The sequence below is a fragment of the Promicromonospora sp. MS192 genome, assembly GCF_049532985.1.
GTDB lineage: Bacteria > Actinomycetota > Actinomycetes > Actinomycetales > Cellulomonadaceae > Promicromonospora.
In genome coordinates this window covers 5,108,144-5,121,180 of record NZ_CP186693.1, presented here as the reverse complement: position 1 = coordinate 5,121,180, position 13,037 = coordinate 5,108,144, and the positions used below count along the sequence as shown (strand labels likewise).

The following is a 13,037-nucleotide window of genomic DNA, read 5'->3' as shown; positions in this document are numbered from 1 at the left end:
ACAGCATGCACAAAATGGAGACTTATATCTCCAGCGTTTCCTGTCGCGGCCCCTCCTGGTTCGCAAGTTCCAAGAGCCGCTTTCCAAAGTTCTGCCGCGAGTCCACTGGCGCACCCCCCTCGGCAAGCAGCATCGCGTTTCCAGGCGGAGTATCCACTCCGAAGTTCAGGACTAGTACGGGCCGTCCAATCTTCAGCGCCCCCGCGCCAGCGGCGAGCGTTCCGCCCCGCTCTCCGGCTTCGATTACCACGAGAGCACGACCAAGTCCGTAGATTATCCGATTCCTAGTCATGGCAGCATGCGCAGCCCAGCGCTGCCATGGAGCAAATTGTGAGACCACCAACGTGCGCGAAGGATCAAGGGCTCCCTTGTACGCCTTCTTAACACGGAAATGATCGATCCCCTCCGCAAGAACGATGACGGTGCTCCCATTCCGAGATAGCGCCGCAAGGTGCGTTGCCGTATCGACGCCAGCCGCATAACCGGAGACCACGGTGACCCCGTTATCCGCAGCCTCTTCCCCGCAAGCCTGGGCGGCTTTCAGGCCAAGCTCGGTCGCATGGCGTGAACCGCACATGCCGATGGAGGGTTTGTGCAGCAACTGCGCATTACCCTTTATAAACAAGATTGGGGCAACTGGGCGCCCGTTATTGAGCAGTTGCTTAGGGTATTCATCGTCAAGGAATGTGATGACGTCGACGCCGTGACCGTGCAGTTCCTCTGCGCGCGCACGCAACTCAGCCTGCGCCGGCGCGGGGAGTTCGCCGAAATGGCTCGCCAAGGAACTGAGTCCGCGCCCTGCGAATTCACGCTCGATTCGGGTTGGAGTCCTCAGCACGGCGTGAGCGGTAAGGGCATTGAGGAGGCGTTGCACGTGTCCCATCTTAGTTGCTCAGCGTCCGCGCGATGACGAAACCAGAAACGTATGGCGCGCCCGCGGCCCGTGCGGCGTGCGCGGCCTGGGCCATTGTGCGACCAGTCTTGTAGACATCATCCACCACTATGACCGGCTCGCCAGAGAGATCTTCCTGAATCTCAAAGGGAGGGAGCGGTGAAGCATCCGCGCCTTTCATTTGCTTACGCGGCCCGGACGGACACAGCGTTTCCACGAACTTCTTGTCGGTCTCGCGCGCGATGCGTCGAGCCAGTTTCTCCCCCCAACTGCGACCATCGGCATTGTGGCCGGGGACCGACACTACGGTCGTGGCCGAACTGTAGAGGGGGTGGCTCGCAAGAACGTCTGTGAACCGCGGAACGAAGCCTGCCATCGCCCGCCGTTTCGACTCGCCCGGGCTCCAGTACTTGCCAGCGTTGACCCAGGCGCCTGCATCCGTGTTCGGCCATTTCATCGGATCCACACCCTCTCGGGGCGACTTGTAGAAGTCGAGAGCAGTCGCGAACTGCAGGGGAGAGTCTGGTGGCAAATGGAGGGTGAGGATTTCGGTCAGCAGTTCCACGAGCCGCGCTGTCGCGGCCGGGATTCCGGCTGGGTAGTCGAGACAGAAGTTGTATTCATCCGCCCCATCAAAGTTGAGGTCTCGAACAGGGAACCGGGAACACGTACCAGGTTCCGATGCCGCCTCGATCTGCGCCACTGCCTCCCTTGGCCCCAGCAGGCACAGCAGCGTTCGCGGCGAGGAATCACCCGCGAACTTGGCACGGACGTGCTTGTCTATCCGATTACCTCGACTGTCGGGCAGGTATCCGACGAAGCGCAACGTCGCCATCGTGACCTCCTCGAACGAGGCTAGCGGCGCAGAGCCGGGCAAAGACAGGGATATCGGGCGAGGTTTGGGGTGATCTCGGAGTGAGAGTCGCCGTGTCGTCGAAATTGACGGGAGACACTTGCGCGCGGCCCGGTAGCCAACGGCAGTCCAGTCACACCAGGGTCCTTACCGGCTCACCGCTGTTTCATCGACGCTTGACGGCGTTGGCCCACACCCAGACGAAGCCCTCACGGCCCTGGTTGTCGACGTACCGGACCGACACCTGATTCTCGGTCCAGGCGAGAGCCTCAGCCTCAGCCCGATAGCTCTGGTCACTGTTCATGCCCATGACCAGCCACACCCACACCGGTATTGGCGGCTCGGGCCGCACCGCACGCTGAAATCTGCGCGCCTCAGAAGGTGCACCCTGGGCCGCTTCCCATGACGGCACTGGCTTCATGCCAGAAGTCCGACCAACGTAGAAGTGCCCGCCGCTCAAAGGACCAGTGTGCTCGATGTTCGAACAAGCGTTGCATTCTGTCATTGGTGATGGCGACCCTCGGAGCGGGCCCCAACACCAGGGCAGATGTGGCCGCTCCAGGCCGTTTCAGGCACGCATCGTGAGCACGTTCTCGCAGGTCACGGGTAGTTGCAGATAGTTCCCAAGCTGACAGCGCGGGTTCGATTCCCGTCACCCGCTCCACAGGCTCCGCCCCAGGTCAGGATGCAGATCCGGACCTGGGGCATTCTTGTCTCCTGTCACAGGCGGGCGACGCGCCCGGTCTCCAGGGCATGAGTCGATCCACGACGCCGAAGCCCGGCATCTCCCGGGGCACCCACACCATCCCCGTCACCCACGACGGCGCGACCGTCGAGCAGCGCTACCACGTCGCCGGCACCGGACCCGTCTGCGTCGTCCACCCCGGCGGGCCGGGGATCGGCTGGGACTACCTGCGCATGCCGGCGCTCGAAGAGCACCTGACCATGGTCTACGTCGAACCCGTGGGCACCGGGTCGTCCGGCCGGCTCGCCGATCCGCGGGGGTACGACCTGGCCACCTACACGCACTTCCTGCACGCGGTGGTCGAGCACCTGGACCTGCCCGACGTCATGATGCTCGGCCACTCGCACGGCGGGTTCGTGGCCCAGCGCTACGCCCTGGACCACCCCGACCGCGTCGCCTCGCTGATCCTGTACGACACGTCCCCGGTCACCGACGGCGACTTCTGGCCGACGGCGGTCGCCGGCATGGAGCGGTTCGCGCGGCGCCACGCCGTCGACCACCCCGAGGTGGCCCGCTACGTCGCCGGCCTGACGGGCCGGTCCGCGCCGTCCGACGACGAGGGGGCGACCCAGGTGCTCCGCCTGATCACCCCGGCCTACTTCCACGACTACTGGGGCCGCGAGGACGAGTTCGCCGCGGGGCGTCAGGCACTGCACATGTACGCGGCACCGGCCTGGGGCGAGGGGCCTGCCTTCGACGTCCGCGCGGAGCTGCCCGGCCTGGCCGCGCCGACGCTGGTGCTGGTCGGCGACGACGACTTCATCTGCGGTCCGCGGTGGGCCCGGATGATCCACGAGGCGGTGCCGGGCTCCCGCCTCGCCGTCCTCGACCGGACCGGGCACCTGGGGCACATCGAGAGCCCCGTGCAGCACGCGGCGGCGGTGCGGGGGTTCGTCACCGCGGTGACGGGACCCGCAGCCTGAGGCGACCGGCCGACGCGGGCGCTGCCCGGCGGCAGCGCCCGCGGTCCGCTACGGCTCCTGGACTCGTTCCCCGTCGACGTAGACCTCCAGGTCCGCGTTCTTCTCGGGCCAGAAGCAGACCAGGCCCGCCACGAGCAACCCCTCGCGCAGCGGGTTGTCGTACCCCCAGGCGACGTCCGTCAGCTCCAGCCCGCCGGCCCGCACCGTCCAGTACGCCGCCGTGCCCTTGTACGCGCAGTAGCTCACCGTGCCGGTCGGGGTCAGCAGGTCCATCCGCACGTCGACCCGCGGCAGGTAGTACCTCGGCGGCTGCCCGGACTGCACCAGGACCACCGGCCGGCTCGACTCGGCGACCACCTGCCCGCCCGCCACGACCCGCACGTGCCGGCCCGACGGCATCGCGTCCACCCGCACGTACGGGTCACGGGCGTGGGTGTGGACCACCTCCTCCTCCGCCAGCCAGGTGTCGAGCGCGGACCAGTCGAACGTCACCGTTTCGCGCACCTCCTCGACCGGCGCCTGCGGGTACCGCCGCGCGGCGCCGTCGAGCACGGCATCGCCCACCACGACGTCGAGCATCTCGCTCGGTCCGAGGCTCGGGGACCGGGGTCCCGGCCCCGCCGGGCGCAGCTCGACCCGTACCTGCCCGGGCGAGAAGAAGTACTGGGGGTAGAAGCGGTGCTCCCACACCAGCAGGGGCGGGTCCGCGTCCGCGACCAGCACACCGGAGCGGTAGCCACGCACCCGGACCGACCCGGGCTCCACCGTCCCCGGCTCGATCGTCACTGCCCTGCGTACGGCGTCAGCCATCTCTTCGTCACCCCTCGCGGTCGGACGTGGCCCGGATGTCCCGTGAGCCCCCGTCACGACCTCGACCGGTGAGGGATGTCGCGTGTGACAGGCCGCCTCATCCCTAGCGTGGCGCGGTCACGTGCAACGAGACCGGCATCCCGCGGTCCGCCGCCGGGACCCAGCCGCACCAGCACCGCCACGCCGACCCGCCGTCGTGATGCTCCAGGCGCTCGCCCAGGTGCAGCAGGCCGGCCAGCTTCACGGCGTCCGGCACGCGCGCGGCGACGACGTCGACCGTCAGCACCCGCACCATGTCGTCCTCGAGGTCGAGGTGGTCCACGCCGGCCCGGACGTCGAGGGTCCGGATGTCGAAGACGTGCGCGATCAGCGCCGTGACCCCGACGAGCTCCGCGAGGTGCGCCCCCGGCACGACTCCGGTGACGGCGTCGTCGTGCGCGCCGCCCGTCACGTCGGCCATGCCCGGAGCGGGCGCGCGGTTCTGCGGAGCTCGCCGTAGACGAACGTCTCCATCCCCCGCCAGTAACCGGTCCAGATCGTGAACCCCGGCCGGGTCGCGGGATAGTCGGTCGCCGACGTGATCTCGAGCTGGGCTGCGATGGCCGCTCCCTCGCTCAGCTGCTCCGGGTGCACGACCAGGTGGTCCCGGAACACCTCGACCCACTTGACGCGCGCGTCCCCGATCTCCTCCAGCAGCGCGCTCGCGCCTGCCGCCGACGCGGTCAGGCTGGCTGCGGTCGCCCCCATCTCCCCCACCTCTCTGTGCCTACCTCTGTACCTGCCTCCGCGCCCTACCTCTAGGCGCATAGACAGCCTCCGGGGCGCCGGAAGACGGCCGCAACCCGTACGCCGAAAAGTTGCGTATACGCACTGGCTGCGGGTTAGGTGGGTTCCGTGTCTAGAGAGGGACGTGTGACTGCCGCAAGCATCGCCAAGGATCTTCGTGCCGCGATCCGCTCCGGGACCTACAAACCGGGCGACCGCCTTCCGAGCGAAGCCGCGCTCATGTCGAACTACGGCGTGGCGCGCATGACCGCGCGCCACGGGCTGTCGATGCTGAAGGACGAGGGGCTCACCGTGACCCGGCACGGCTCCGGCGTCTTCGTGCGGTCCTTCGAGCCGATCGTCCGCGACACCACCGGCGCCCCGGCCGACGCGTCCACCGTGACCGCCGAGACGGACGAGACCGGGGCCGGGCTCGTCGTCCGCACCCTCGCGGTCACCGCCGAGGCCGAACCGCCCGAGAAGGTGCGCACGACGCTCGGGCTCGCCGAGGGCGACAAGGTGACCGTCCGTGAGCGCCTGCACCTGCGGGAGCGCAAGCCGGTCCTGTTCGCCACGTCGTACCTGCCGGCCTCGATCGCCGCAGGGACACCGATCGCCGCCCAGGAGGTCGGGCCGGGTGGCACGCACGCGCGCCTGAGCGAGGCCGGGTACGCGCCGGTGCGGTTCCGCGAGGACGTGGTGGCCCGCATGCCCTCGATCGAGGAGATCGAGGAGCTGCGCATCGAACCCGGCACCCCGGTGCTGTCGGTCACGCGGACGGCGTTCGCGAAGGACGACACGCCCGTCGAGGTGAGCTACGTGGTGCTCGACGCGGGCGAGTTCATGCTCCGCTACGACATCTAGCCGGCCCGGGGCCCGCTAGGCGGGCCGCGTCCGCGGCTTGAGGCGCAGGTCCGGCAGCGCGGGCGCCCGCAGCGGCCCGCTCGGGTAGCCGAGCACCTGACCGAACCGGCGGCCGGCCGCACCGTCGGCGTACCCCGTCGACCCGTCGTCGAGCTCGGCGATCTGGGCCATCCAGTCGTCGCGGGCGCGGACGACGTCCTCGTGCGTGCGGCCCATGAAGTTCCACCACATGATGACGTCCTCGGCAAACGGCTCCCCGCCGATCAGGACGGCGCGCGCACCCGACCCCGCACCGGCCCGCACCACGAGCCGGGCGCGGCCCGGAGCCACGTAGCCCAGGGCCGACGGCGGTACCGCACTGCCCTCGAACGTCACCTCGCCGGCGTCCACGAGCAGGGCGTGCTCGTGCCCCGGGTCGACGTCGAGCGACACCTCGGCACCCGGCTCCAGGTCGATCTGCGCACCCACCAGCGGCGTGTACGTCGTCGCGGGCGAGGCCAGCTCCTCGCCTCCCGCCCGCAGCCTCCCGACGAACACCTGCACGACGACGCCGTCGTGCCGGACCACGGGAAGGTCGCCGTGGTGCTCGAAGTGCGGGTCGACGCCGAGCGCCGAGCCGGGGAGCGCCGTCCAGAGCTGGACCCCGTGCAGGCGGGGCGGGCGGCCCTCGGCGGGGGACTCCTCGGAGTGCGAGATGCCCGCACCCGCCGTCATCAGGTTGAGCTCGCCCGGGCGGACCGTCTGGAGCGAGCCCACGGAGTCGCGGTGCAGGATCTCGCCCTCGAAGAGCCAGCTCACCGTCTGCAGGCCCGTGTGCGGGTGCGGCGGCACCTGCATGCCCTCGCTGGTGGAGACGTCGTCGGGGCCGTAGTGGTCGCTGAAGCACCAGGCGCCGACGAGCGACCGGACGCGCTGGGGGATGGTGCGGCGCACGTTCATGGCGCGGGGGCCGCCCAGGGGGACGTCACGCGGTGTGAGGAGCTCGACGCCGTCGCCCCGCTCGCCCGCGGCGCATACCTGCTCGGCCGGCCGGGTCTCCAGGTTGCTCATGCCCTGAGCCTAGGGCCCGGGAACGGGCCAGGGCCCCCGGGGCAGGCCGGGGGCCCTGGCATCACCGCGCACCGTGGACCGCCGGAGCGGGACAGGGCGTCGTGTCGACGTCACGACCCCGAGGTGCCCGTCAGACCCGGGCCGCCGGGTCTGCGTCTGGGTGAGCACCTCGGACGCGGGTGGTCTTCCGGCCCCGTACAGGCACCTGTGGCGTCATCCACAGCCCGCACCGCGGTACGGGACGTCCTGTCGTTCTCCGGTTGACCATGTATCCGATGTTCGGAACCGGTCGGTACTGCTGCAGCGCACCGCGTCGATTCCGAATCGTCGAACCATTGCCACGTTTCTATCCGCGTGTCGTGCACCCGGCAACCGCTCCACGGTTGTAATTTTCACCCTTTTCTTGCCCACAGTTCTGTCCACAGGGAGAAGCCCGAGTTTCCCGTGCCACACACAGGGCTGTGGACAAAATCTGTGGATAACATTGCGGATCAGACCCAGGCCCGTGCGCCCGGTGCACCGCCCGACGTCGGGTCGTTGCGACCCTCGAGCTCCTCCGCGCCGGCGATGAAGCCGCCGTCGTCCACGATGATTCCCGCGATGCGGCTCTGGAGGCTGACCGCGAGACGCGCCAGCGAGACCCGCATGCGTGCCCGGGCGATGACGTGCAGCCCGGACGGCTGCGCCAGCTCGAGCTCGTACGGGTCCGCGGGCAGCCAGGTCATGCGGTAGGCGAACGGTCCGTAGCTGCGCCAGTCGAGCGTGCCCAGCGCGCGCGGCACGCGGTCGACCCGTTCGACGTCGATCACGATCGACCCGTCGTACGCGGTGCTGCCCATGAGCGTGTAGCGGGGCGACCCGTCGGGCGTGGGCTGGTCGGCGGTGACGTCGGCGGTGGCGATGAGCGACCGCAGCATCGGCAGCAGGTCGCCGGGCTGCAGCGGATGCGCGGAGTAGAGGCCCAGGTCGACCGAGGCGGCAGGATCCGGCACCAGGGGCTGCCGGCCGTCGGCGAGCACCCCGCCGCCGGTCTTGCGGGCGGCCGCGACCATCCACTGCACGAGGCGCAGCTCCTCCCCCTGCGGGAGCGCATGGGCGAAGGCCCGTGCGATGCCGTCCCGGTCGTCGTAGGACGTGGGGGCCGCGCCGCGGACGTCGCGCAGGCCGTCGTCACGCGTGATCGAGTACGCCTCGGCCTTCGCCGCGGGGATCTCCAGCTCGGCGAGGTGGGCCTCGCCCACCTCGAAGGGTCCGGTGGCGACATACCCCGGCCCGAGACGCAGGACACCGGGAACCAACGAGTCGGGCTGCGCCATGCCGCGGAACCGGGCCCCCGCCATCCGGCGTGCCCCCGCGGCGCGAGAGGGTTCTCGGAGCCACTCGACCTCCGGGAACCACGCGGCGGCGAGCTCGCTGACGGCCACGGGGCCGTGGGTGCTCGGCAGGATCAGAATGTGACCCGAGACGTGTTCCGCTGGAATCACGCCCGCCAGAAATGTCATGCGGGAACTTTACTGCCGGTCACTTTCCACGATGATGCAAGCATGTTACAGATCGGAAACACGCAGGTGACAGTGGGCACACACGGCTGCGCTTTCCGGTCGGCCTGTTTCTTTGCGCAGCACAAATGTATGTCTATGGATATTCATGGCGACTGAGTCTCAGCACAAGAGGCGTGAGCCCGACGGCGGATGCCCGCAAAGACGGCGGGCGGCGCGGATGCCCGATCCCGGGTTCCAGTTACCTGACGGCAAGAGCATATGATGTCAGCATGCCCAAGATCATCGGCAAGAGCCTGCACGAGCACCGCCAGATGACGAGGCACAAGCTGTTCACCGCTCTGTCCACCCTCATGGCGGAGCGCGGGTTCGACACCATCACCCTGGCCGACATCGCCGCGGCGGCGAACGTCGGCCGGACCGCTGTCTACAACCACTTCCACGACAAGGAGGCGCTGCTCCTCGGGTTCATCACCCACGAGACGGAGCAGTACGCCCACACGCTGGAGCGGGCCCTCGACGGCGTGGACGACCCGGTGGAACAGCTCCGTACCTACATCCGCCAGCAGGCCCAGCTCACCCGTGTCTTCCACCTCGCCCCCGGCCCGGACCTGCGCACGGTCCTGTCCCGCGCCACGCAGCAGCGCCTGCGCGAGCACGCCGACATCGTGGAGGCGATCCTGCGCCGGATCCTGGCGGCCGGGATCGAGGCCGGGACGTTCCCGCCCCAGGACATCGAACCGACCGTGCACCTCGTCAACGCGTGCCTGTCCGGTCGCCTCATCCCCGACGAACCCGTCGCCCGCGAGCGCACCATCCGCGCGGCAGAGGCGTTCGTGCTGCGCGCGGTGGGCGCCCGCGTGCCGGACCCGGTGCCGGCCTGAGCCGCGGCCCGGGCCCCGGCCCGGACCTGGACCTGGACCGGGCCTGAAGGACCTCGCCGCCGAGACGGTAGCCTCGGGCGCGTGTCTTCCGCCGCCGTGAGCCCTGGTTCCGCGCCGCTCGGGCGCGCGTTCGGCCGCGTGGTCGCCGCCAACCTGAGCTCCAGCCTGGGCGACGGCATCGCCCGGGTGGCGGCACCGCTGCTCGCCGCGCAGCTCACGGACGACCCGCTGCTCGTGTCGCTCGTCGCGGTCGCCTCCCTGCTCCCCTGGTTGCTGTTCGCGATCCCCGCGGGCGTGCTCGTGGACCGCGTCGACCGGCGCGCCGCCCTCTCCCTGGCCGGCGGCGTCCGGGCGCTCGTGGCCGGCGGCCTGCTCGCCCTGCACCTGACGGGCACGCTCACGATCTGGTGGCTCCTGCTGGTGGTGCTCCTGTACGGCGCGCTGGAGACGGTGTACGACGGTGCCATCCGCGCCGTGGTCCCGTCGATCGTCGGCAGGGGCGACCTGCCGCGGGCGAACTCCCGCATCGAGGCCACGGAGATCGTGGTGCAGCAGTTCCTGTCCCAGCCGCTGACGTCCTGGCTGCTGGCCTTCTCGGCGTTGTGGGCGCTCGGCCTGAACGCGGGGGCCTACGCCGTCGCGGGCGGGCTGGCCCTCACCCTGCCCGCCGTCGCGTCGGGCGTCGCCGCGCGGCGTTCCGGCCGACGGCCTGCCGAACCGGGTCCCACGCCGGAGGCCGCCCGCGCGGCACGACACCGCGCCGAGCTCGCCGCCGGCTTCCACTTCATCTGGTCCAGCCCGATGCTGCGCCCGCTGTGGATCGTCAGCGTGCTGATCGGCATCTGCCACGCCGCGATCACGTCCACGCTGGTGCTGTTCGTGCTGGAGCGGCTCGACGTGCCGGAGGCCTGGTACGGCACCTTCATGCTGGCGGGAGCCGTGGGGTCCCTGACGGCGGCGGCCGTCACGAACCGGCTCAAGACGCGCTTCGGGACGGGGCCCGTCATGGCGGCCGTGAACGCCGCCGGGCTCGGTGCCTGGTTCCTCGCCGGTGCGTTCCCGCTGGTGTGGGTGGGGGCCGTCGCGATCTTCGTGTCGTTCGGCTGCACGACCACCTGGAACGTGCTCGTCATGTCGCTGCGGCAGGCCGCGGTGCCGAACCACCTGCTCGGCCGGGTGCACGGGACGTGGCGCACCGCGCTGTGGGGCGCGATGCCCCTGGGGTCGCTGGCCGGCGGGCTCCTGGCCCGGACCGGCTACAGCACCCCGCTGCTCGTCGGCGCCGTCGCCGGCCTGGTGGTCGCCCTCGTGGGGCACCGGTACATCGCGTCGCTGCCCGACCCCGAGACCCTCGACCCGGAGCCCGGCGACCCCGCCTGATGCGGGGCCGCCACCGGGCTCAGATCCAGCGCTTGAACCGGAAGACGCCGAAGAGCCCCACGCTCACGGCGAGCATCGCGACCAGGGCGGCCGGGTAGCCGTAGGCCCAGTCGAGCTCCGGCATGACCTCGAAGTTCATGCCGTAGACCGTGCCGACGAGGGTCGGGGCGAAGAGGATCGCCGCCCAGCCGGAGATCTTCTTGACCTCCTCGCCCTGCCGGATGCTGACCTCCGACAGGTGCTTCATCTCCTCGTTCTGCCGCTGCGCGACGAGGGTGGCGGCCACCGTCAGGATGTCCCGCAGCGCGGCGCGGAACACCTCGATGCGGTCGGCCGCCTCGGTGAGGTGGTCGGCGACGTCGCGCAGATAGGCCTGCAGCTCCGGGTCCACGCCGTACTTGTCGGCGCCCTTGGCGAGCGAGGCGCACAGTGCCTGCTCGGGGCGAACTGCGCGCTGGAAGTCGATGACCTCGCGGGACAGCTCGTAGATGCGCCGGGAGACGTCCGGGGCACCGCCCCAGACGTCAGACTCGATCTCGTCGATGTCGTGGTCCAGACCGGCGACGACGGGCGCGTACCCGTCCACGACGCTGTCGAGGATCGCGTACAGCACGGCCTCCGGGCCACGGGCGAGCATCTCGCGGTCGGCCTCCAGCCGGGTGCGGACCGCGGCCAGGTCGGGCGAGGCACCGTGCCGCACGGTGACGACGAAGTCGGGGCCGACGAAGACGTGGAGCTCGCCGAACTCGACCTCCTCCGCGGCGTCCAGGTAACGGGCGGCGCGCAGCACCACGAACAGCGTGTCGCCGTACCGCTCGATCTTCGGGCGCTGGTGCGCCTGGATCGCGTCCTCGATCGCGAGGGGGTGCAGGTCGAACTCGCGGGCGAGGGACGTCAGCTCGGCCTCCTCCGGCCGCTCCAGCCCGATCCAGGCCATGCCGCCCGGCCGCGAGCGCAGCGCGCTGAAGGTCTCGGCGAGGTTGTCGTAGCCGGCGGTGCGCACGCCGTCGTCGTAGATGGCGGCGGCGACCACGGACGAGCGGGGTTCGGGGGCGGCGACGGGGCGCGGGGCGGCCTCGGGCGCGGGGCCGCCGGCGCGCCGCTGGCGCAGGGCACCGAGCAGCGGCCGGACCGGACGAGCAGGACGGGAGGGCAGGAAGGTAGCCATGGGGAAACTCCTGGGGTCGAGCGCAGGGAAAGGACTGCGAACGGACACCGCAGCAGGGACGGCCGACCGACCGGTGGATCTCACGCCCCTGGACGAAGGGGCGGAGCGCACCGGTGCGCGAGAACCCGCGGGCACGCGGGTGGGGAACCGTCAGCTCAGCTGCGGTTCGGACTACTCGGAGGCTCGCTACGGGTCATGCGCGCCACCTCCCTGGTCCGTGCGGCGGATCGCCGCTGCCGTTTCTCGACGGGGTCCAGTCTAGACCCGCCGACGGGGCCGATCGAAACCGTTCGAGACCAGGATCACACTCACCAGGCGTCGTGCGGCCGGTGGTGCGCGCCCGGCGGCGTGTGGAACTCGTGCGGGGCCGGGGACAGGTAGGCCCGCGCGAACTGGAGGGAGGCCGCCAGGTCGTCGTGCCGCTCGGCGGCGGTACGGGCCGCGCGCGTCGAGATCTCCACGCAGACGTCACCGCTCCAGCGCCGGGCGACGAGCTCCTGGAGCACCTTCTCGGCCTGCATGCTGCCGCGCCCGGGCACCAGGTGCTCGTCGCGCGCGCCGTGGTTGCCGTCCGCCAGGTGCACGTGGCGCAGGCGGTCGCCGAACGTGTGCAGCAGCACCAGGGCGTCCTGCTGCGCCACGCTCGCGTGCGACAGGTCGAGGGTCACGGCGTCGTAGTCGTGCTCCGCCGGGTCCCAGCCGGGCAGGTAGGCCTGGAACTCGCGCCGTCCGCCGCGCCACGGGTACATGTTCTCGACGGCGATGGTCACGCCCGTGGCCTCGCTCAGCGAGCGCACCTGGTCCTGGAACTGGCGCGCGTACTTGTACTGCCAGCGGAACGGCGGGTGCACCACCACGGTGCCCGCGCCGAGCTCGAGGGCCATGTCCGCCGTCCGCTCCAGCTTCGCGACCGGGGACCGGCCCCAGACCCGCTGGCTCACCAGCAGGGTCGGCGCGTGCACCGACCGCACCGGCACGCCGGTGTCGGCGGACAGCTTCGCCAGGGACCGGGGGTTCTGGGTGACCTCCTCGGACCAGACCATGACCTCGACGCCGTCGTAACCGAGCTCGGCCGCCGACTCGAACGCGAGCGGCACACGGCGGGGGAAGACCGACGCCGTCGACAGCGTCACCCGCACGTCGGGTGCTGCGGGTTCCTGCGGATCGGTCCGGATCGGTTCGGGCATGCGGGCCACCTTAGAGC

General features: G+C 70.5%; 13 protein-coding genes. 4 read left to right on the top strand and 9 right to left on the bottom strand.

What is annotated here, in order from left to right:
• Positions 1-22: 22 nt before the first annotated feature.
• Together ACO229_RS22800 and ACO229_RS22795 are read right to left on the bottom strand one after the other, a co-directional pair.
• The gene (locus tag ACO229_RS22800; RefSeq protein ID WP_423462893.1) at positions 23-874 is read right to left on the bottom strand and encodes a DNA-processing protein DprA; all 852 of its coding nucleotides are present in this window, start codon (positions 872-874) and stop codon (positions 23-25) included.
• Positions 875-884: 10 nt separating this feature from the next.
• Entirely contained in the window at positions 885-1,727 is an 843-nt protein-coding gene (locus tag ACO229_RS22795; protein WP_423462892.1) for a phosphoribosyltransferase, read from the bottom strand.
• A 771-nt stretch (positions 1,728-2,498) separates the two neighbouring features.
• Here ACO229_RS22795 and ACO229_RS22790 point away from each other — a divergent pair.
• Complete coding sequence (locus tag ACO229_RS22790) at positions 2,499-3,413, top strand: alpha/beta fold hydrolase (protein ID WP_423462891.1); 915 nt, start codon at positions 2,499-2,501, stop codon at positions 3,411-3,413.
• Positions 3,414-3,461: 48 nt separating this feature from the next.
• Here ACO229_RS22790 and ACO229_RS22785 read toward each other — a convergent pair whose 3' ends face one another.
• The 3 genes from ACO229_RS22785 to ACO229_RS22775 form a co-directional block, all read right to left on the bottom strand.
• Entirely contained in the window at positions 3,462-4,223 is a 762-nt protein-coding gene (locus ACO229_RS22785) for a DUF427 domain-containing protein (protein WP_423462890.1), read from the bottom strand.
• 103 nt (positions 4,224-4,326) lie between these two features.
• Entirely contained in the window at positions 4,327-4,683 is a 357-nt protein-coding gene (locus tag ACO229_RS22780; protein ID WP_423462889.1) for a hypothetical protein, read from the bottom strand.
• Positions 4,671-4,970, bottom strand: a complete 300-nt coding sequence (locus ACO229_RS22775) for a hypothetical protein (protein ID WP_397411859.1) — start codon at positions 4,968-4,970, stop codon at positions 4,671-4,673. The genes ACO229_RS22780 and ACO229_RS22775 overlap by 13 nt, the downstream gene beginning before the upstream one ends.
• 165 nt (positions 4,971-5,135) lie before the next feature.
• On the opposite strand from ACO229_RS22775, the gene ACO229_RS22770 reads away from it, so the two are divergent.
• Positions 5,136-5,852 carry a GntR family transcriptional regulator gene (locus ACO229_RS22770; protein WP_423462888.1) on the top strand — a complete coding sequence of 239 codons (717 nt, stop codon included), beginning with the start codon at positions 5,136-5,138 and terminating at the stop codon, positions 5,850-5,852.
• Positions 5,853-5,867: 15 nt separating this feature from the next.
• On the opposite strand, the gene ACO229_RS22765 is transcribed toward ACO229_RS22770, so the two are convergent.
• Both ACO229_RS22765 and ACO229_RS22760 read right to left on the bottom strand, forming a co-directional pair.
• On the bottom strand, positions 5,868-6,902 hold the full coding sequence (locus ACO229_RS22765; RefSeq protein WP_423462887.1) for a pirin family protein: 1,035 nt from the start codon (positions 6,900-6,902) through the stop codon (positions 5,868-5,870).
• Positions 6,903-7,393: 491 nt separating this feature from the next.
• Positions 7,394-8,404, bottom strand: coding sequence for a hypothetical protein (locus ACO229_RS22760; RefSeq protein ID WP_397411865.1), 1,011 nt, complete (start codon positions 8,402-8,404; stop codon positions 7,394-7,396).
• A 269-nt stretch (positions 8,405-8,673) separates the two neighbouring features.
• Here ACO229_RS22760 and ACO229_RS22755 point away from each other — a divergent pair, with 269 nt between their 5' ends.
• Entirely contained in the window at positions 8,674-9,285 is a 612-nt protein-coding gene (locus tag ACO229_RS22755; protein WP_423462886.1) for a TetR/AcrR family transcriptional regulator, read from the top strand.
• 81 nt (positions 9,286-9,366) lie between these two features.
• A complete protein-coding gene (locus ACO229_RS22750; protein WP_423462885.1) occupies positions 9,367-10,665 on the top strand; it encodes an MFS transporter in 1,299 nt (432 codons plus the stop codon).
• 19 nt (positions 10,666-10,684) lie between these two features.
• Here ACO229_RS22750 and ACO229_RS22745 read toward each other — a convergent pair whose 3' ends face one another.
• Entirely contained in the window at positions 10,685-11,833 is a 1,149-nt protein-coding gene (locus tag ACO229_RS22745) for a magnesium and cobalt transport protein CorA (protein WP_397411871.1), read from the bottom strand.
• A gap of 308 nt (positions 11,834-12,141) precedes the next feature.
• The gene (locus ACO229_RS22740; RefSeq protein WP_397411873.1) at positions 12,142-13,020 is read right to left on the bottom strand and encodes a sugar phosphate isomerase/epimerase family protein; all 879 of its coding nucleotides are present in this window, start codon (positions 13,018-13,020) and stop codon (positions 12,142-12,144) included.
• Positions 13,021-13,037: the final 17 nt, after the last annotated feature.

What these genes read in the sequence shown, in the direction of transcription:
- ACO229_RS22795 (WP_423462892.1), bottom strand. Translation starts at nt 1,727, where the DNA reads ATGGCGACGTTGCGCTTCGTCGGATACCTGCCCGACAGTCGAGGTAAT.
- ACO229_RS22790 (WP_423462891.1), top strand. Translation starts at nt 2,499, where the DNA reads ATGAGTCGATCCACGACGCCGAAGCCCGGCATCTCCCGGGGCACCCAC.
- ACO229_RS22785 (WP_423462890.1), bottom strand. Translation starts at nt 4,223, where the DNA reads ATGGCTGACGCCGTACGCAGGGCAGTGACGATCGAGCCGGGGACGGTG.
- ACO229_RS22780 (WP_423462889.1), bottom strand. Translation starts at nt 4,683, where the DNA reads ATGGCCGACGTGACGGGCGGCGCGCACGACGACGCCGTCACCGGAGTC.
- ACO229_RS22775 (WP_397411859.1), bottom strand. Translation starts at nt 4,970, where the DNA reads ATGGGGGCGACCGCAGCCAGCCTGACCGCGTCGGCGGCAGGCGCGAGC.
- ACO229_RS22765 (WP_423462887.1), bottom strand. Translation starts at nt 6,902, where the DNA reads ATGAGCAACCTGGAGACCCGGCCGGCCGAGCAGGTATGCGCCGCGGGC.
- ACO229_RS22760 (WP_397411865.1), bottom strand. Translation starts at nt 8,404, where the DNA reads ATGACATTTCTGGCGGGCGTGATTCCAGCGGAACACGTCTCGGGTCAC.
- ACO229_RS22755 (WP_423462886.1), top strand. Translation starts at nt 8,674, where the DNA reads ATGCCCAAGATCATCGGCAAGAGCCTGCACGAGCACCGCCAGATGACG.
- ACO229_RS22745 (WP_397411871.1), bottom strand. Translation starts at nt 11,833, where the DNA reads ATGGCTACCTTCCTGCCCTCCCGTCCTGCTCGTCCGGTCCGGCCGCTG.
- ACO229_RS22740 (WP_397411873.1), bottom strand. Translation starts at nt 13,020, where the DNA reads ATGCCCGAACCGATCCGGACCGATCCGCAGGAACCCGCAGCACCCGAC.